Here is a 17,083-nt window from a genome sequence, read left to right as displayed (position 1 = left end):
TGCGCTAGTCAGACCTTCAACCTGAACTCAGCCCGGTGACAGAGATGCATGACATTCGCGCCATCCGTGAAAATCCGCAGGCATTCGACGCCGCATTGCAGAAGCGCGGCAGCGACGCCATGTCCTCGCAATTGCTGCAGCTGGATGCCGAGCGGCGCAACAAGATCGCCGAGGCCGAAACCGCCCAGGCCGAGCAGAACCGTGCCAGCAAAGAGGTCGGCGCGGCCAAAGCACGCGGCGATGACGCGGAATTCGAACGGCTGCGCGGCCTCGTGGCCGAGAAAAAGGCCGAGGTCGCCCGCATGCAGGCCGAAGCCGCCATGCTGGACGACCGTCTGCGCCAGATGCTGCTGGGCATCCCCAACCTGCCGCTGGACGACGTGCCTGTAGGCAAGGACGAAAATGACAATGTCGAGATCCGCCGCTGGGGCACGCCGCGCGAATTCGATTTTGCGCCGGTCGAGCATTTCGAGATTGCCGGCGTGAAACCGGGCATGGATTTCGAAACCGCCGCGAAACTGTCGGGCAGCCGCTTCATGATGCTGAAAGGCAGCGTCGCGCGCATTCACCGCGCCCTGGGCCAGTTCATGCTGGACCTGCACATCACCAAACATGGTCTGGAAGAAACCTGGGCACCGGTTCTGGTGCTGGAAGACATGATGCTGGGCACCGGGCAACTGCCGAAATTCGGTGAAGACAGCTATCAGACGCGCGAGGGATTCTGGCTTGTGCCGACCTCCGAGGTGCCGCTGACAAATACGGTGAATGGCGATCTGATCGATCAATCCACCCTGCCCCGCCGCATGGTCGCCCACAGCCAGTGCTTCCGCTCCGAAGCGGGCAGCGCGGGCCGCGACACCACCGGCATTCTGCGCCAGCATCAGTTCGAAAAGGTCGAGATGGTCTCGATCACCGACGCCGAAAACGGCCTGCCCGAACATGCGCGCATGACCCGCTGTGCCGAGGCCGTGCTCGAGGCGCTGGAGCTGCCCTATCGCACCGTCGTGCTGTGCACCGGCGACATGGGGTTCGGTGCCCGGATCACCCATGACATCGAGGTCTGGCTGCCCGGACAGGACAAGTTCCGCGAGATCAGCAGCGTCAGCTATTGCGGCGATTTCCAGGGGCGGCGGATGAATGCGCGCTATCGGCCCGAAGGCGGCGGCAAGCCCGTCTTCGTCCACAGCCTGAATGGCTCGGGGCTGGCCGTGGGGCGTGCCCTGATCGCCGTGCTGGAAAACGGCCAGCAGCAGGACGGTTCGGTGCAGCTGCCTGCAGCGCTGCATCCCTATCTGGCAGGCGCGACACGGCTGACCGCTTCCGGGCAATTGGCCTGAACCTTGCAGGAATTTCCGGATCACGGAGCGGATTCCCACCCCGTGATCCGACGATGCGTCCGGCACCATCCGGGCAAATCCGCCACAGCTGAAAGCATTGCCGACAATATTGCCGTTTCACTGCCGAGACAGAGCAACCCAACGGCCCCTGGCGGCGTTCACCTGACATGAAACGCGCGGTATTTTTCACTCAGTTCTTGTCCGTGACCGTCTTTGTCGGCAGCAATCTTGCCTATCTCGCGCACCCCGACAACCAAGGCGTGCAGCAACCCGACGCTTCCGGGGCGGTTCAGATGGTGCAGCTATACTTGCATCCGGCCAGTATCATGCTTTGGGCGCTGCTTCTGATCCTGTGGGCCTTGCTGGTTCTGGACACGATCGGGCAGTGGCAGGATCCGTCCGAACCGGAAGGCCGATCACAAGATCTCCGGCAACTCGTCTGGCCCGGATTCTCGGCGGCGCTGGTTTTGCATGCATTGTGGCCTTGGCTTGCACAGCCGGCCCCCTGGCTGGCGGCCCTGACAGGTCTTGTCGCGGCAGCCCTGGCCTATCACGCGACACGCTGCGCAACCGATCAGAACCGGCCGGCCATCGGCTTTGTCGCCGGCTGGTCGCTGGTGATTGCCACAGCCCTGCTGGCCTCGGCCCTTGCCGGAAGCCTGGAAATGGCACCCGCGCAAGCCTCGATTCTGGGCATCCTGGTCGCCTCGGGCGCAGGCATGACCGCCCAGCTTCAACTGGGACGGCAGGTGGCCTTTTCCATCGCCGTGATCTCGGGGTTCTGCGCAATTGCGGTGACAACCATGATCCATGACCCGGTCACCGCAATCGCCTGCATTCTGGGTATCACGGCCATGACAGCCGTGCTGATCCGCGCCGCCAGCTAGGCTGGGCCTAGCTGCCCTTGGGGCGCTGGCGCTTCTTGTGCTTGGACAGCGCGCCCGACTGGTTGATCTTGTTTGCCTTGGCCCGATAGGGGTTCGAGACGCCCTGATCACGGAAGAACAGCCGAATCGGCGTCCCGGGCATGTCGAAATCCTGCCGCAGACCATTCACCAGATAGCGCTGATAGCTTTCCGGCAGCTTGTCGGTATGCGTCGCCTTCACGATGAAGGCTGGCGGACGCGTCTTGACCTGCGTCATGTAGCGCAGCCGGATGCGCCGGCCACCGGGCGCGGGGGGCGGATGGCTTTCGGTCATGTCACCCAGCCAACGGTTCAGACGCGCCGTCGAAACGCGCCGGTTCCAGACCTCATGCGCCTTGATGATGGCATTGTGCAGGCGATCCAGCCCCTTGCCCGTGCGGGCCGAGACCGTCACCAGCGGTGCCCCCTTCAGCTGCGGCAGCAGCTTTTCGAAGCTCTGGCGCAACTCGTTCAGCTTGTGAGGCTTGTCGTCTTCAAGATCCCATTTGTTCGCCGCAACCACGACCGCCCGACCTTCGCTTTCGGCGAAATCGGCGATCCGCAGATCCTGTTGTTCGAAGGGAATCGCCACGTCCAGCAGCACGACGACCACTTCGGCAAAACGCACGGCGCGCAGGCCGTCCGCGACGGACAGTTTTTCAACCTTGTCGGTCACCTTGGCGCGTTTGCGCATCCCGGCGGTATCGAAGATCCGCATCGGCGTAGACATGAACTCGGTGGTCACGCTGATGGAATCGCGCGTGATTCCCGCCTCGGGGCCGGTCAGAAGCCTGTCTTCACCAATGATCTTGTTGATCAATGTCGATTTGCCCGCATTGGGGCGACCGATGACCGCAAGCTGCAGGGGACGTTCTGCCGAAGGCCGCCAGGCCTCGGCACCTTCGCCACTTTCGGCATCGGCCTCGGACAGTTCGACATCGACCTCGGGGGCAATGGGTGCGGGGCGTTCCACCTCGACCTGATCGGCCAAGGGGGCAAGAACCGCATAGAGATCATCGAAACCTTCGCCATGTTCGGCCGAAATCCGCAGCGGATCACCCAGCCCCAGCGCATAGGCCTCCATCGCGCCGCTTTCGCCCGCACGGCCCTCGGACTTATTGGCGGCCACGATCACATGTCTGGCCCGGCGGCGCAGGATATCCGCGAAATATTCGTCAGCAGCCGTGACACCAACCCGCGCGTCAATCACGAACAGGCAGATATCGGCCTCATCCACGGCCCGTTCGGTCAGACGCCGCATGCGACCCTGAAGGCTGTCGTCATCGGCGATTTCCAGACCGGCGCTGTCGATCACGATGAAGCGCAGGTCGCCAAGACGTCCCGCACCTTCGCGCAGATCGCGCGTCACGCCGGGCTGGTCATCGACCAACGCCAGCTTCTTGCCCACCAGACGGTTGAACAAGGTCGATTTTCCCACATTGGGGCGGCCAACAATGGCAAGTGTAAATGTCATCTGAATGCGTGCAACTGGCCGTCACGGGAGACGACATAAAGGGTTTGACCGGCAACGACCGGCGCAGAGGCCGCCCCGCCCGGAATGGCAGTTTGCCCGATCAACCGCCCCGACGCGGGATCGAAGACACGCAATACACCGTCAGACGATGCAACGAACAACCGGCCTCCGGCCAGAACCGGGCCGAAATGCGCATAAATCCGGTCTTGTTTCTTGGTTTTCTCGTCCGTGTAGTAGGGCAGATCGATCCGCCAGATCACACCACCCGTGGCGGCGTCCAGCCGGATCAGCTGAGCCTGATCATTGACGGCAAAGACCGAACCACCGGCCACGACGACCGGGCTGCTGGCCCCGTCGCGCGACGACCATATTTCAGTCCCACTGGCCAGTTCGACAGCATTGATGCGCCCGGACGAGGTGCCGCCATAGACCACGCCCGAGGAAATCACCGGATCTCCGGTCATGTCGCGAATGACGGTGATCGCGCGACCGGTGCGTTTGCCGGCCACCTGCGCCGTCCAGCGGGTCAGGCCGTCTTCCGCATCAACAGCCAGCAACTGCCCCGAAGAGAAGGGGAAGACCACGGTATCGCCCTGAACGGCCGGAACCGCCACGCCCATCACACCCGCAGTCGAAGGCGTGCCCGAGCTTTGCCACAGAACCTTGCCGTCGCTGGCGCGAACCGCCCAGCCGATATTGTTGCGCGCGACGACATAGACGACGCCGTTCGACACGGCGGGACCGCCTGCCACGGGCGCATCCACGCGTTGCCGCCAGATGATGGCACCGCTGGTGGCATCCAATGCGACCAATTCGCCGAATCCGGTCGAGACGAAGACCCGCCCGCCCTCATAGGCCAATCCGCCGCCCGAGGCGCTTTCCGTGCTTTCCAGGACCGGCGTGACATCGGTGGACCATGCGGTCCCCCCCGACAGTGCCGTGGCCGTCACGCGGGCATGGCTGTCCAGCGTGAACACCCGGCCTGCGGCCACGACGGGATCGGCGGAAATACGAAAACGCCGGTCATTGCCCTGCCCGATCGCATTCGACCAGACGCGGTTCGTTCCGGCACCCAGTGCCACATGGCCGGGCTGATGGGCGGCGTTGCCACCCCGATGTGTCCATTCGCCATTGACCCGCGGTGCCGCCAGGTTCAGCGCCGTCGAGCTGACCCCGGCGGGCCCCACGACCGCCGGACCATCCGGAGAGGTCACGGCCAGCGGATCCAGCCGCTCTCCGGGCAGGATAACTTCCCGTTCGCCACATGCCGACAGGCCAAGCGCGGCCGCAAAAGCAATCGTCATTCGCAACATGCCGGTCATCCTTGTGCTTTCCTGATCTGCATCATGGTCCCGCGATCCTGCCTCAACCAGCCGAATGCGAGGGGAGCGCCTCGGGTTCGACTCCCAAGGCGATCATCATTTCGGACAGCCGCATCCGCAAGGCTTCGCTCAGCCCGTCTTTCTGCTGGATCTGGCGGATCAGGGTGATCGCATCCTCATCCCGACCCGCCTCGATCAAGGCCACGGCCTTTTGTTCAAGAGCCAGCAATTCGAAGGGTGCGCCGGTCTGCGACAGGCGCGTCAAAACCGCGTCACGACGCGAGGGGTCCATCTTTGCGCCGTTCAGCATGACCAGCTTGAGTTCGGCCAGATCATGCAACAGGGAATCCGTATTTTCATCACTCGCGATGGATTGCAGCGCCTCGGCAGCGGCATCCGTGCTGCCGTTTTCCACCCATCCGGCGGCTGCAAGCAGACCAGCCAGAGCCTCGCGGCCTTCGCGACCTGCGGAATCGACTTTCAGAATGGCCGCCGGATCGCCGGATTCCTCGGCCATCAGGACAGCATCGCCCCAGGCTTCGGCCTCGGCCTGTGCGCGAGATTGGGAAATTTCGCGGAAGGTAACGCCGCCAACCAGCAACAGCACGAAAAGAATCGCAATCCAGCCATAGCGCCGGAACAAACCGAACAGGCGATCGCGCCGAAGGTCTTCGGTCACTTCATCGATAAAGCTGTCATTCTGGTTGGCCATTGCCGCCGTCCGCTAAGTTGATCTGCTGATTGTCTTATACTGCGCTGGCCCTGTTTGCCAATGCCGCGCCGCCACCGCAGCGCAAACATGCCGCAACGCCAAATCCGCGAAAACAAAGAAGCCGCCCTTCACCAAGAGCGGCTTCAAGAAAACGCGATCGGACGGTCGTCAGGCGGCTTCGGCCTCTTCGGCTTCGGCGGCCATGCGGCGCTCGCTCTCTTCACGCGACAGCGCGACCGAAGTCCGCACGCCTTTGGACACGAATTCCATCAGACCCTTCACGACTCGCTCGTTCGGATCGATGCCAGCGCAGCTCAAGACTTCGCGGCCATCGCGCGAGCGTGCCCAACGTGCTATTTGTTCAGGACCATTGCCGTATTTTTTATCATCTGCGATGGCATCGTCCAAAGCTGCAAGCACAACCGCCGCAAAAAGCTTGCGGGCACGCTGGCCTTGTTCGAAATTAAAGGCAGAACCATCAACAAAATCGCGCATTTTATTCGTCCATCTATCTTGGCACTGGAGTCGGCACAGGCCCGGCGGGAATAACGACAGCCATCCCCGCGTGATTTCATTCCGTTTCTTCGACGGTGCCGCCTGCCTTAGAACAGTTCGACCCCGATTCGGTATTCCCTCACCCGCATGGCTGCCATGCATATCGCGCATCACATGTAAAAATCATGAAAAATCTGCCTGATTGCGACAAATTGGCATTTCGCCTGCGTTCGGTCATACCTTGACAACGGGTCAAAAGCGTTCCGGTTGCCACTGACCCCAGCCCCCGATATAGGGCAGAGGCAGCGCCGTTCAACGTCTGGACGGCAGGAATCCCCACTTCATCGCAAGAGTTCGCGCCATGCCCAAGATAAACGGCAATGAAATTCGCCCCGGCAACGTGCTGGAGCATGACGGAGGCCTTTGGGCCGCCGTGAAAGTCAATCACGTCAAACCCGGCAAGGGCGGCGCTTTCGCCCAGGTCGAAATGAAGAACCTGCGCGACGGTCGCAAACTGAACGAGCGCTTCCGCAGCGAAGACAAGGTCGAGCGCGTCCGTCTGGACCAGAAAGACCAGCAATTCCTGTATGAAACCGATGGTCGCCTTGTCTTCATGGACAGCGAGACCTTCGAACAGACCGAGCTGGATGCCGAGCTGCTGGGCGAACGCCGCCCCTTCCTGCAAGACGGCATGACCGCGACCATCGAATATTACGGCGACGAGGCCCTGTCGGTGTCCCTGCCCCAGAAAGTCACCTGCAAGGTCGTCGAGACCGAGCCGGTGGTGAAGGGTCAGACCGCAGCCAACAGCTACAAGCCGGCAATCCTGGACAATGGTGTGCGGATCATGATCCCGCCCTTCGTCGGAGAAGGTGAAAGCATCGTCGTGAATACCGAGTTGTTCGAATACAGCGAACGCGCCTGATCGCGGGCGACCGCATTTTCACGCCATGCGCCCCCGGCATCGCTGCGGGGCGCATTTTTGTTTTTGCACAAGGGTTTGGATCCGCAGGACTATAGATCGTCGAACAGGTCCAACTGGTCGGGATCGCTGCCTTCCTCGTGATCAAATCCCGACAATGTGATCCCCAGAAGCCGCGCCCCGCGCGGATCGGGAAGCACCAGGCGCGCCAGTTCCCGCGCCAGCGACAGCATTTCAGCCTCTGACGCGACGGCTCGCGGCAAGCTGCGGGCACGGGTGACCTGCTGGAAATCTGCGAATTTCACTTTCACTGTGACGGTACGCCCCTGCAATTCATGCCTGGAGACATGACGCCAGACCTTGTTGGCCAGCGGAGCCAGCGCCTCGTCAATTTCCGCCACAGTCATCAGGTCGGTGAAGTAGGTGTTTTCGGCCCCCACCGATTTTCGGATGCGATCGGGCCGGACTTCCCGATGATCAATTCCTCGCGAGATGTTCCAATAGTATCTGCCCGATTTGCCAAAGCGGCGGATCAGAAACTCCAGATCCTGCGCACGCAGATCCGCGCCGGTGCGGATTCCCATGGCGTTCATCTTTCTGGCGGTCTGCGGGCCGATGCCGTGGAACTTTCCCACCGGCAGGTTCAGGACGAAATCCGGGCCGCGTTCTGGCGTGATGACGCAAAGACCATCCGGCTTGTTCTGATCCGAAGCCAGCTTGGCCAGAAACTTGTTGTAGCTGACCCCCGCGCTGGCGGTCAGTTGGGTCGTCTCGCGTATCCTCTGGCGGATCTCCCGCGCAACCTGCGTGGCCGTCTGCCCCTCCCACAGGTGATCGGTGACATCCAGATATGCCTCATCCAGCGACAGCGGTTCGATCTGGGGCGTGTAATCGGCAAAAATGTCACGGATCTGTGCACTGACGGCGCGATAGACCTCGAAGCGGTGCTTCACGAAGATCAGATCGGGACAAAGCCGCGCCGCCCGCACCGATGGCATGGCCGAGCGCACCCCGAAGACCCGCGCCTCATAGCTGGCCGCGGCGACCACCCCGCGCAGCGATGAGCCACCGACCGCCACGGGTTTGCCCCGCAACTCCGGATGGTCGCGCTGTTCGACCGAGGCAAAAAAGGCATCCATGTCGATATGGATGATCTTGCGCAGAGGCGGAGCCGCATCCGGGGCCATGTCGGCCCCTTGGGTCATTGCGGCGACAACCGCGCCTCACCGGCGATCATGCCCTCGCCGACGCGGTCAAAGCGGACATGCGCGATGGCCTGCCCATTTGCCTGCGTGAACACTGTGCCCACCGCCCGATCCTCGCGCATGATCGGTGTGCCGACCTCGGCATGTCCCTCGATCCGCAGGGTGGTCAGGCCCTTGCGCAATTCGGTCTTGTGCTTCATCCGGGCGGTGACCTCTTGCCCGACAAAGCAACCCTTGCGGAAATCGACGCCGTGCAGACGCTCGAACCCGGCTTCCAGGATGAAGGTCTCATTGGGGATCAACTCGATCAGGCTTTCAGGGATGCAATGCGCCACGCGGATCGCATCCCAGTCGCTGCCATCATCGCCACTGCCGCCATAAAGTCGCCAGCCAAGCGCATCGTGACGCGGATCGGCAATGGCCCCTTCCGGCATCTGCCCGGTGCCGCGCCCCACGGACATGTCCAGAAACTCCAGCCCGACCTTGGAGCGCAGCTTGTACATCGTCAGCCGTCGCATCAGATCATCGGCCAGATCGGCGTGAACATCCAGCAACAGCGCCTCGTCCTGCGGCACGATCAGGAAATCGACCAGATATTTCCCCTGCGGCGTCAGCAAGGCCGCCCAGCAGGGCGCGCGGGTGACATCATTGGTGACCAGACCTTGCAGAAAGGTCACGCGGTCCTCGCCATTCAAGCGAATGATCCTGCGATTCATGGGGCTTCTCCGAATTGCAATGCGACAAGGCGGGCGTAGGCACCACCCTTTTGCATCAATTGATCATGATCACCCTCTTCGACAACCCGTCCGGCCTCGATCACCACGATCTTGTCGGCGCTTCGGATGGTCGAGAGACGATGCGCGATCACCAGTGTCGTCCGGTCGCGGGACAGATCGTCCAGTGCCTGCTGGACCAGACGTTCGCTGGCGGTGTCCAGCGCACTGGTCGCCTCGTCCAGCAACAGCACCGGCGCATCGCGCAGGACCGCCCGCGCAATGGCCACGCGCTGACGCTGACCACCTGACAGGGCCGAACCACGCGGCCCGGCGCGACTGTCCAGCCCTTGCGCCATGCCCCCGACGAATTCGGCCACATGAGCGGCCTGCAGGGCGCGGTCCAGTTCGGCCTCACCGGCATCGGGCCGCCCCATCAGGATATTTTCGCGCAGGGTTTCATCGAACAGCGCAGATTCCTGCGCGACGGTCGAAAACTGGTCCCGCAGCACCGCCAGATCATACTCGGACACGGGCACATCCCCCAGCAAGACCTGCCCATCAAGCGGATCGACCATCCGCGTCAACAGGTTGAAGACGGTGGATTTTCCCGCACCCGAAGGACCGACCAGCGCGGTGGTCTGCCCTGCCTCGGCCCGGAAGCTGAGTCCATGCAGAACCGGCTGATCATCATAGGACAGGCGCACATCGCGCAATTCGATCGACATCTTGTCGGGGGCCTGCTTGCGCGGCCCCGAGCGGATCGTCGACTTGGTATCAAAGACATCATAGATGCGTTCCAGGCTGGCAGCAGCGGTCTGCCATGTCCCGGCCAGCCCGCCCAACCGACGCAAGGGCTGAAAGGCCAAGGCCAGCGCCGTGAAGAAGGACATGAAATCGCCGACGCTGCGTTCGCCCTCCATGACCTCGTTTCCGCCCAGGGCCAGCACCGCGACGAAGCCGATTCCGGTGACAATATCCGTCAGCGCCGGAACCAGAGAACTGATCGCCGCCACCTTGACCTGCGCATCGCGAATCCGCGCGACGATCTTTTCGAAGCGCCGGGTCTGGCTGTCTTCGGCCCGGTTCAGCCGGATCGAGGCGATGCCATGCAGGACCTCGTCCAGCCGGGTCGCACGCTCGCTGGCATTGACGCGGTTCTGTCGCATCTTGCGCCGCACATAGCGCTGCACCAGCGCCGCCGGTGCAATCAGCAGTGGGGCACCGATCACCGCCGCAAGGGTCCACAGCGGATCAACCGTCAGCGTCACCGCGAACAGCATGATCAGCGCGATCACGTCCCGCGTCGCCCCGGTCAGCAGCGACGCCCAGACGCCCTGCACCGCGATGGTATCACCCTGGACTCGCTCGATCACCGCGCCCGGAGGGTTGTCACGGAAATAGCGCCCATCCAGTGTCATGATATGGGACAGCAGGTCGGTCTGCATCTGCGTCGAAATCGACAGTGATATCCGCGTCAGCATGGCGCGGCTGGCAACCAGCGTGACGGCCCGCAGCAGAAAAATGCCAAAGATCGCGCTGCCGACCCACCACAGAGCCCCGGCCTGCTTTCCGACGAAAACAAGGTCGAACAGCGGTTTCAGCATCCAGGAGATCAGCGCAAGGGTCGAACCTTCCACGGTCATCAGCGCAAAGGCGAGCAACATCTTGCCGCGATGGGCATGGAGGTAGTCGGACCACAGCCTGCGGAACAGCGAAGTCGAGGGGGAGGATTGGGTCACGGTCGGGCCGGCTCCTTGGGGCAGTATCCGTCCAGCCATAGCGCGTCGGGCCAAGGCGGGGCAAGGCGGCGCATCTGTCCCGGACCCGTTGACCTCTTCACGCGTCGGGCATACCGCTAATGCAAATTCTGAAGGAACAGCCGCATGAGCCTTGCCGCAGGTCACGCCATCATATCCATTCCCGGCCCCTCACCTGCGCCCGAACGGGTCCTGCGCGCCGCCCATCGCGCCTCTCCCGACCTCTACGGCGAAGAACTGGCCGAGTTGAACATGCAGGTCATGGCACAGTTGAAACGGCTGGCCGGCACCAATGCGCATCTGGCCCCCTATATCGGCAATGGTCATACCGCATGGGAAGCCGTTGCCGCCAATCTCGTTTCGCCCGGCGACCAGATCCTTGTGCTGACCAGCGGCTTTTTCGGTCGCGCCTGGGCGGAACAGATGGCGACCCATGGCGCCTATGTCGAGAAACTTGATTTCGGCAACAATCCCGTCGATCCAGAACGGCTGGCGCTGCGTCTTGCCGAGGATACCGATGGCCAGATTCGCGCAGTACTGGTCTGCCAGGTCGACACGGCAACGGGCTGCATGGCAGATATTCCGGCAATCCGCCAGGCGATGGGGCAGCATCCGGCGCTGCTGATCGTCGACGCCATCGCCTCGCTGGGATGTGCGCCGATGATGATGGATGACTGGGGCGTGGATGTCCTGCTGTCCTCCAGCCAGAAAGGGCTGATGTGCCCGCCGGGCACCGCCTTTGTCTGGTTCTCGGATCATGCCGCAAGCCAGCCGGCCGGTGAGCGCAAGACGCCCTTCTGGGACTGGCATATCAGGGCCAGCGCCGGGCGTGAAAGCCTGTGGCAGTTCTGGGGCGGCACGGCACCGGTGCAACAATTGTTCGCCCTGAACGAGGCGCTGACCATGCTGCTGGACGAAGAGGGACTGCCGACTGCCTGGGCACGCCACGCGGCACTGGCCCGCGCGGTCTGGGCCGCCGTCGAGGCCTGGGGTGCAAGAAATCCCGACATCCGCCTGGCCATCGCCGATCCCAGCGCCCGCGCTGCATCCGTGACCGCGGTGCACATGCCCTTTGCCGATGCCCTGCGCGCCTGGGTGACCGAGCAATGCGGTGTCACCCTGGGCATCGGGCTGGGGGCACAGGATCCGGCCAATGCCCTTCGCATCGCCCATATGGGCCACGCCAATGCCGGCATGATTCTTGGTGCGCTGGCCTCGATGCAGGCGGGGTTGATCGCGCTGGAGATCCCCCATGGTCAGGGTGCCCTGCATGCCGCGGCCACGGTCATTGCCGAACCGGCCTGAGGGCCGTCGGCTTCAACCCCCGGCGACCATCCGGGCAATCGTCACGACCGTATCGCCATAGCGGCGCTGGTCCAGTTGAACCAGCCCGGCGGGCAACAGCGGCGGGCGCGATTCCTCCCAGACCACCACGGCACCATCCGACAGCCAGCCACCTTCGATGGCCGAAGCCACGGCACGTTCGCCCAGCCCCTTGCCATAGGGCGGGTCCAGAAACAGCAGATCATAGGTGGGGCCGCGATTGGGCCCCAGCCGCGTCGCGTCTCGACGCCAGATGTCGCTGACGCCCAAGGCCCGCGCCCGCTCGACATTGGCGCGAATCAGTGCCCGTGCCGCCGTCCCGTCATCGACGAGGCTCAGTCTGGCCGCGCCGCGCGACAGGGCCTCCAGACCCAGGGCACCGGTCCCGGCAAACAGGTCCAGCACGCGGGCACCGGGGATCGGGTTGCCGAAGCTTCCGTTGATCAACAGGTTGAAGATCGATTCGCGCACGCGGTCCGTGGTGGGCCGCAGATGGGCACGGGCATCACCTTCACCCACGTCGGCCAGTTTGAGGCCGCGGAAATTCCCGCCGACAATCCTCATGCCGTCACCCCGCGCCGGACTGTTGCAATGGTCATAGCAGGGCTTTCAGATCGGGGGCATTCACGACAAGCTCGGGGTCCGGTGACTTCCCGGCCTCGATCAGTCTCTTGCCGATCATATAGGCCCGGGCATCGTTCAGCGCATCCACGGCGATCAGCTGATCCATGTGGTAATACCAGACCGACCCGCCATGCATGCCATCGCCCTTGCGCTGCACGATCCGGTCATGGCCGGTGCCCAGCCCGGCAATCTGCAGTTTGGCGTCAAACTGATCCGACCAGAACCATGGCTTTGGCTCATAAGCGCGATCGGCACCCAGAATGTTGTCTGCGACGGTTTCACCCATATCGATGGCGCCGCCGACGCTTTCCAGCCGGATGCGCTGGCCACGCCACGGAAAGCTGGCGCAATCGCCAGCCGCCCAGATCGCCGGATCCGAACTTCGCCCGCGATCATCGGTGGCAATGCCATTGTCGATATGAATCCCGGCCTCATGGGCAATCGCCACATCGGGCAGCACGCCGATCCCGGTGATCACGACATCCGCAGGCAGGTTGCGACCGTCCTGCAGGGCGACGCCGGTCACATGATCGGTTCCGGTGATGCGCTCGATTCCCGCTGCTTCGAGGATCCGCACCCCGTGGCTGCGATGCATCTCGCGCACCATATCCGCCGTTTCCGCCGCTGCGACGCGACCCAGAATGCGCGGAGCGGCCTCGACCAGCGTGACGTCCAGACCCAGCTTGCGCGCCACGGCGGCCGCCTCCAGCCCGATATACCCGCCGCCGATCACGACCAGCCGCCGACCCGCCTGCAATTGAGGCGCCAGCGCATCCACATCGGACAGGCTGCGAATGACGTGAACGCCCGGCAACTCACCACCCATCCCGGCAGGCAGGCGTTTGGGGGTGGCCCCGGTAGCCAGCGCCAGCGCATCATAAGGAAGACTGCCGTGGTCGGTGGCAATCAGCCGCGCGGCCCGGTCGATGGCCGTGGCTCTTTCGTTCAGCCGCAGTTCGATCCCCTGATCCTTCCACCAGTCGTCGCTGCGCAGCAACAGGCGGTCCAGCCCCATATCCCCCAGCAGATAGGCCTTGGACAGGGGCGGACGCTGATAAGGGGCGACCGGTTCGGCCCCGACGATCGTCAGCGGCCCCTCATGTCCGCCTGCGCGCAGGCGCGCCGCCATCGAGGCCGCCGCCTGCCCCGCCCCTATGATCACGATACGCATGGTTTTCCGCCCGCCTGTGTTCTGGCCAGTTTCACCTGCACATCCTATAGTCGCCGCGAATCCGTTGCAATTCATGGAGATCACGATGACCATTCAGGTTGGCGACACCTTTCCCGGCGGCACATTGCTGCGCGTCGGCGAAAACGGCCCCGAAGCTGTCGACACTGCAGAACTGGGGAAAGGCCGTACGGTCATTTTTGGTCTGCCCGGCGCCTATACCGGCACCTGCACCAACGCCCATATGCCCAGCTTCATCCGCACGGCACAGCAATTTCGCGACAAGGGCATCTCGCGCATTGTCTGCCTGACCGTCAATGACCCCTTCGTCTGCGACGCCTGGGCGAAATCGACCGGGGCGCCCGAAGCGGGCATCGAGGTTCTGGCCGATGCGGATGGCAGCGTGACCAAGGCGCTGGGACTGGATTTCGACGCCCCGCCCGCAGGCCTGTTCGGACGCTGCCAGCGCTTTGCCGCGCTGCTGCGCGACGGCAAGGTCGAGGTCATTGATGTCGAGGATTCCCCCGGCACCTGCAGCGTCAGCGCCGGCGAGGCATTGCTGGAAAAAGCCTGATCAGGCAGCCGCCCCGCTTGCGGCTCAACACCACGATCCGGCGCGGACAGCGCGCCGGGTCAGCTGTCCGATTTGCGGAACGGCCCCCAATCGGTGAGGATTTCGATTTCGTCATCCACGGCGCTGCGCTCTTGATCCAGATATTGCGCCAAAGCCCCCATGAACCCCGGATCGCTGACCCAATGCAATGAATGGACCGGCGCAGGCAGATAGCCCCGCGCCAGCTTGTGCTCGCCCTGCGCGCCGGCCTCGACGCGTTCGATGCCATGCTCGATCGCGTAGTCGATGGCCTGATGATAGCACAGTTCGAAATGCAGGAAGGCGTGATCCTCGACACAGCCCCAATAGCGCCCATAGACCGCGCTTTCGCCCAGGAAATTCAGCGCCCCGGCAATGGGTCTGCCATCCCGCTCGGCCAGGACCAGCAGGACATCGTCACGCATGGTCTGATGAACCAGATCAAAGAATTCCCGCGTCAGATAGGGCTGCCCCCATTTGCGACTGCCGGTGTCCTGATAAAAGACCCAGAAGGCATCCCAATGTTCAGGCCGCAGATCATCGCCCTGCAGGCGCCGGATGCTGCCGCCAAATGCCTGCGCACGCTGGCGCTCCTTGCGCAAAGCCTTGCGCTTTCGCGATGAGAGCGCAGCCAGAAACTCGTCATAGCCGGCATAACCGCGATTATACCAGTGGAACTGCTGGGTCACGCGCGGCAGGAACCCCGCTTCGGCCCCCAGTTCGGCCTCTTCCTCGGTGCAGAAGGTAACATGCACGCCCGAGGCTCCGCCCCTTTCGGCCAGCTGAGTCATGCCGCTCAGCAAGGCCCGCCGCACCTCGGGGTCGGGCGACAGCAACCGGTTGCCCGTCGCAGGCGTGAAGGGCACGGCGCATTGCAGCTTGGGATAATAGGCCCCGCCGGCTCGCATATAGGCCTGCGCCCAGGCATGATCGAAGATGTATTCGCCCTGACTGTGCGACTTGGCATAGAGAGGCGCGGCCCCAAGAATCAGCCCGTCGCGCTCTATGGTCAGATGCAGGGGTTGCCAGCCTGTTCCCGGCCCGACCGAACCGGATTTCTCCAGCGCATCCAGAAAGCGATGGGTGGTGAAGGGATTGCCATCCCCGAGCCGGTCCCAGACATCGGAAGGAATCTCGGCAATTGCAGAATGGGTGGACAGGGTCAGGGGCGCGTTCATGCGATCAAACTAGTCGTCCGCCCGGAAAATGCCAGATCTTGCCGATCACATTCGCAGCTTCCGGCCACGCATGCCGGGCGCACAGGCAAGAGACCTGCGCGCCCGCCGTTTCAGGAAGCCGGTCGGTAACCTTCAAAGGTGATATTGTCCGCAATCCTGCGCGCCTTCGCCTCGTGCGCGGCGGAACGGATCGTCCAGCAAAGGATCGGCACGCCCTGCGCCTTCAGCGCCGCAACACGCGGATTGTCCAGATCATTGTGATCATGCGAGATGAAACAGGCCCCGACATCATCGAAATCCGCGATATCGCGCAGATGACGACGGGTTTCCTCGTCCAGCATGGTCCAGTCCTGTTCGCCATAGCCGCAGGTCGTCAGACCGACCGGCACATCCGGCGCGATCTTGTGAAATGCGCCGACGATACGGGGGTTGAAGGACATCACCGCAACCGGCCCGTCATAGCTGCTCAACAGACTGGCAACCCTTTGGTGCAGATCCCCGATATGGCCACCCAGACCCCGATCCTGATCCTTGATTTCGATCAGCAGTGGCACGCGGCCAGCCACCAGTTGCAGCATCTCTGCCAGGGTCGGAATGACCTCGCGGCTGCCCGACAGTTCGGTGCCTGTCAGCTCGTCGACACTGATCTCCGTGATCGGACGCGGATCATTCGCCAGACGCTTCAGATCATAGTCATGAAACACCATGGCCTCGCCATCACTGGCGGGCTGAATGTCCATTTCGATGCCATATCCCGCGTCGATGGCGGCACGGGCGGCCGCCAGACTGTTTTCCGGCACGCCATCGCCATGCAGCCCGCGATGGGTGATGGGGGCGGTCAGAAACGCCCTGGGCAGCGTGGCCATCACTCGACCTCGAAGATCGCTTCGATCTCGACCGCGACACCCATCGGCAGCGACGGAGCGGAAACTGCGGCGCGGGCATGTGCCCCGGCCTCGCCAAAGACTTCGACCATCAGGTCCGAGCAGCCATTGATGACCTTGGGCTGATCGGTGAAGTCAGGCGTGGAATTGACGAAACCCGTCAGCTTGACCACCCGTTTCACCTTGTCCAGCGAGCCGGTCGCAGCACGCAGTTGCGCGATCAGCGCCAGACCACAGCGGCGCGCCGCAGCGGCACCGGCCTCGACCTCCATCGAGTCACCCAGCTTTCCGGTGATCAGACCGTTTTCGTCAGAGCTGATCTGCCCCGAGACATAGATCAGATTGCCGCTTTGCACATAGGGCACGTAATTCGCGGCGGGCGCAGGGGCGTCCGGCAGGGTGATTCCCTTTTCGGTCAGTCGGGCTTCGATGCTCATGATGTCCTCGTCAGGCTTGGGCCGCATGGTTG

General features: G+C 63.2%; 17 protein-coding genes. 5 read left to right on the top strand and 12 right to left on the bottom strand.

Annotated elements, in window-relative coordinates; translation table 11 throughout:
• Positions 1-44 precede the first annotated feature (44 nt).
• Both serS and JHW44_RS02760 read left to right on the top strand, forming a co-directional pair.
• Complete coding sequence (gene serS, locus JHW44_RS02765) at positions 45-1,337, top strand: serine--tRNA ligase (RefSeq protein ID WP_089343679.1); 1,293 nt, start codon at positions 45-47, stop codon at positions 1,335-1,337.
• A 167-nt stretch (positions 1,338-1,504) separates the two neighbouring features.
• Complete coding sequence (locus JHW44_RS02760) at positions 1,505-2,224, top strand: hypothetical protein (protein WP_089343680.1); 720 nt, start codon at positions 1,505-1,507, stop codon at positions 2,222-2,224.
• Positions 2,225-2,231: 7 nt separating this feature from the next.
• On the opposite strand, the gene der is transcribed toward JHW44_RS02760, so the two are convergent.
• From der to JHW44_RS02740, 4 genes are all read right to left on the bottom strand, one after another.
• The gene (der, locus tag JHW44_RS02755) at positions 2,232-3,716 is read right to left on the bottom strand and encodes a ribosome biogenesis GTPase Der (protein WP_089343681.1); all 1,485 of its coding nucleotides are present in this window, start codon (positions 3,714-3,716) and stop codon (positions 2,232-2,234) included.
• Complete coding sequence (locus tag JHW44_RS02750) at positions 3,713-5,029, bottom strand: outer membrane protein assembly factor BamB family protein (protein ID WP_089343914.1); 1,317 nt, start codon at positions 5,027-5,029, stop codon at positions 3,713-3,715. Before JHW44_RS02750 ends, der begins: the two co-directional genes overlap by 4 nt.
• Before the next feature lie 52 nt (positions 5,030-5,081).
• Positions 5,082-5,750, bottom strand: coding sequence for a tetratricopeptide repeat protein (locus tag JHW44_RS02745; RefSeq protein ID WP_089343682.1), 669 nt, complete (start codon positions 5,748-5,750; stop codon positions 5,082-5,084).
• Between the two features lie 168 nt (positions 5,751-5,918).
• On the bottom strand, positions 5,919-6,245 hold the full coding sequence (locus JHW44_RS02740) for a DUF6280 family protein (RefSeq protein ID WP_042251710.1): 327 nt from the start codon (positions 6,243-6,245) through the stop codon (positions 5,919-5,921).
• Between the two features lie 361 nt (positions 6,246-6,606).
• Between JHW44_RS02740 and efp the strand changes: the two genes are divergently transcribed.
• Positions 6,607-7,170, top strand: a complete 564-nt coding sequence (efp, locus tag JHW44_RS02735) for an elongation factor P (RefSeq protein ID WP_089343683.1) — start codon at positions 6,607-6,609, stop codon at positions 7,168-7,170.
• 89 nt (positions 7,171-7,259) lie between these two features.
• Here the strand turns inward: efp and dinB are convergent, their stop codons facing one another.
• The 3 genes from dinB to JHW44_RS02720 are packed head-to-tail and all read right to left on the bottom strand — an operon-like array spanning position 7,260 to position 10,866.
• Positions 7,260-8,354 carry a DNA polymerase IV gene (dinB, locus tag JHW44_RS02730; protein ID WP_089343915.1) on the bottom strand — a complete coding sequence of 365 codons (1,095 nt, stop codon included), beginning with the start codon at positions 8,352-8,354 and terminating at the stop codon, positions 7,260-7,262.
• 14 nt (positions 8,355-8,368) lie between these two features.
• A complete protein-coding gene (gene ygfZ, locus JHW44_RS02725) occupies positions 8,369-9,088 on the bottom strand; it encodes a CAF17-like 4Fe-4S cluster assembly/insertion protein YgfZ (protein WP_089343684.1) in 720 nt (239 codons plus the stop codon).
• Entirely contained in the window at positions 9,085-10,866 is a 1,782-nt protein-coding gene (locus JHW44_RS02720; RefSeq protein WP_089343685.1) for an ABC transporter ATP-binding protein, read from the bottom strand. Before JHW44_RS02720 ends, ygfZ begins: the two co-directional genes overlap by 4 nt.
• Positions 10,867-10,971: 105 nt before the next feature.
• Between JHW44_RS02720 and JHW44_RS02715 the strand changes: the two genes are divergently transcribed.
• The gene (locus JHW44_RS02715) at positions 10,972-12,150 is read left to right on the top strand and encodes a pyridoxal-phosphate-dependent aminotransferase family protein (RefSeq protein ID WP_089343686.1); all 1,179 of its coding nucleotides are present in this window, start codon (positions 10,972-10,974) and stop codon (positions 12,148-12,150) included.
• A 12-nt stretch (positions 12,151-12,162) separates the two neighbouring features.
• Here JHW44_RS02715 and JHW44_RS02710 read toward each other — a convergent pair whose 3' ends face one another.
• Complete coding sequence (locus JHW44_RS02710) at positions 12,163-12,732, bottom strand: RsmD family RNA methyltransferase (RefSeq protein WP_089343687.1); 570 nt, start codon at positions 12,730-12,732, stop codon at positions 12,163-12,165.
• A 31-nt stretch (positions 12,733-12,763) separates the two neighbouring features.
• The gene (locus JHW44_RS02705; protein ID WP_089343688.1) at positions 12,764-13,963 is read right to left on the bottom strand and encodes an NAD(P)/FAD-dependent oxidoreductase; all 1,200 of its coding nucleotides are present in this window, start codon (positions 13,961-13,963) and stop codon (positions 12,764-12,766) included.
• 85 nt (positions 13,964-14,048) lie between these two features.
• Between JHW44_RS02705 and JHW44_RS02700 the strand changes: the two genes are divergently transcribed.
• Positions 14,049-14,534, top strand: a complete 486-nt coding sequence (locus JHW44_RS02700; RefSeq protein WP_089343916.1) for a peroxiredoxin — start codon at positions 14,049-14,051, stop codon at positions 14,532-14,534.
• Between the two features lie 59 nt (positions 14,535-14,593).
• On the opposite strand, the gene JHW44_RS02695 is transcribed toward JHW44_RS02700, so the two are convergent.
• The 3 genes from JHW44_RS02695 to JHW44_RS02685 form a co-directional block, all read right to left on the bottom strand.
• Positions 14,594-15,730 carry a GNAT family N-acetyltransferase gene (locus JHW44_RS02695; protein ID WP_089343689.1) on the bottom strand — a complete coding sequence of 379 codons (1,137 nt, stop codon included), beginning with the start codon at positions 15,728-15,730 and terminating at the stop codon, positions 14,594-14,596.
• A gap of 110 nt (positions 15,731-15,840) precedes the next feature.
• Positions 15,841-16,596: a glycerophosphodiester phosphodiesterase family protein gene (locus JHW44_RS02690; protein WP_089343690.1), complete on the bottom strand. Its 756-nt coding sequence runs from the start codon at positions 16,594-16,596 to the stop codon at positions 15,841-15,843.
• A complete protein-coding gene (locus tag JHW44_RS02685) occupies positions 16,596-17,051 on the bottom strand; it encodes a RidA family protein (RefSeq protein ID WP_089343917.1) in 456 nt (151 codons plus the stop codon). Before JHW44_RS02685 ends, JHW44_RS02690 begins: the two co-directional genes overlap by 1 nt.
• Positions 17,052-17,083: the final 32 nt, after the last annotated feature.

This window comes from Paracoccus seriniphilus, assembly GCF_028553745.1.
Classification (GTDB): Bacteria; Pseudomonadota; Alphaproteobacteria; order Rhodobacterales; family Rhodobacteraceae; genus Paracoccus; species Paracoccus seriniphilus.
The sequence above is the reverse complement of the archived record's forward strand: the minus strand, read 5'-3'. Positions and strand labels throughout refer to the sequence as shown.

Bases quoted from the DNA above. Each gene is read 5' to 3' on its own strand.
- JHW44_RS02750 (WP_089343914.1), bottom strand. From the start codon at position 5,029: ATGTTGCGAATGACGATTGCTTTTGCGGCCGCGCTTGGCCTGTCGGCA.
- der (WP_089343681.1), bottom strand. From the start codon at position 3,716: ATGACATTTACACTTGCCATTGTTGGCCGCCCCAATGTGGGAAAATCG.
- JHW44_RS02700 (WP_089343916.1), top strand. From the start codon at position 14,049: ATGACCATTCAGGTTGGCGACACCTTTCCCGGCGGCACATTGCTGCGC.
- JHW44_RS02720 (WP_089343685.1), bottom strand. From the start codon at position 10,866: ATGGCTGGACGGATACTGCCCCAAGGAGCCGGCCCGACCGTGACCCAA.
- JHW44_RS02710 (WP_089343687.1), bottom strand. From the start codon at position 12,732: ATGAGGATTGTCGGCGGGAATTTCCGCGGCCTCAAACTGGCCGACGTG.
- JHW44_RS02745 (WP_089343682.1), bottom strand. From the start codon at position 5,750: ATGGCCAACCAGAATGACAGCTTTATCGATGAAGTGACCGAAGACCTT.
- JHW44_RS02685 (WP_089343917.1), bottom strand. From the start codon at position 17,051: ATGAGCATCGAAGCCCGACTGACCGAAAAGGGAATCACCCTGCCGGAC.
- JHW44_RS02740 (WP_042251710.1), bottom strand. From the start codon at position 6,245: ATGCGCGATTTTGTTGATGGTTCTGCCTTTAATTTCGAACAAGGCCAG.
- JHW44_RS02695 (WP_089343689.1), bottom strand. From the start codon at position 15,730: ATGAACGCGCCCCTGACCCTGTCCACCCATTCTGCAATTGCCGAGATT.
- efp (WP_089343683.1), top strand. From the start codon at position 6,607: ATGCCCAAGATAAACGGCAATGAAATTCGCCCCGGCAACGTGCTGGAG.
- JHW44_RS02705 (WP_089343688.1), bottom strand. From the start codon at position 13,963: ATGCGTATCGTGATCATAGGGGCGGGGCAGGCGGCGGCCTCGATGGCG.
- JHW44_RS02760 (WP_089343680.1), top strand. From the start codon at position 1,505: ATGAAACGCGCGGTATTTTTCACTCAGTTCTTGTCCGTGACCGTCTTT.
- JHW44_RS02715 (WP_089343686.1), top strand. From the start codon at position 10,972: ATGAGCCTTGCCGCAGGTCACGCCATCATATCCATTCCCGGCCCCTCA.
- ygfZ (WP_089343684.1), bottom strand. From the start codon at position 9,088: ATGAATCGCAGGATCATTCGCTTGAATGGCGAGGACCGCGTGACCTTT.
- serS (WP_089343679.1), top strand. From the start codon at position 45: ATGCATGACATTCGCGCCATCCGTGAAAATCCGCAGGCATTCGACGCC.
- JHW44_RS02690 (WP_089343690.1), bottom strand. From the start codon at position 16,596: ATGGCCACGCTGCCCAGGGCGTTTCTGACCGCCCCCATCACCCATCGC.
- dinB (WP_089343915.1), bottom strand. From the start codon at position 8,354: ATGGCCCCGGATGCGGCTCCGCCTCTGCGCAAGATCATCCATATCGAC.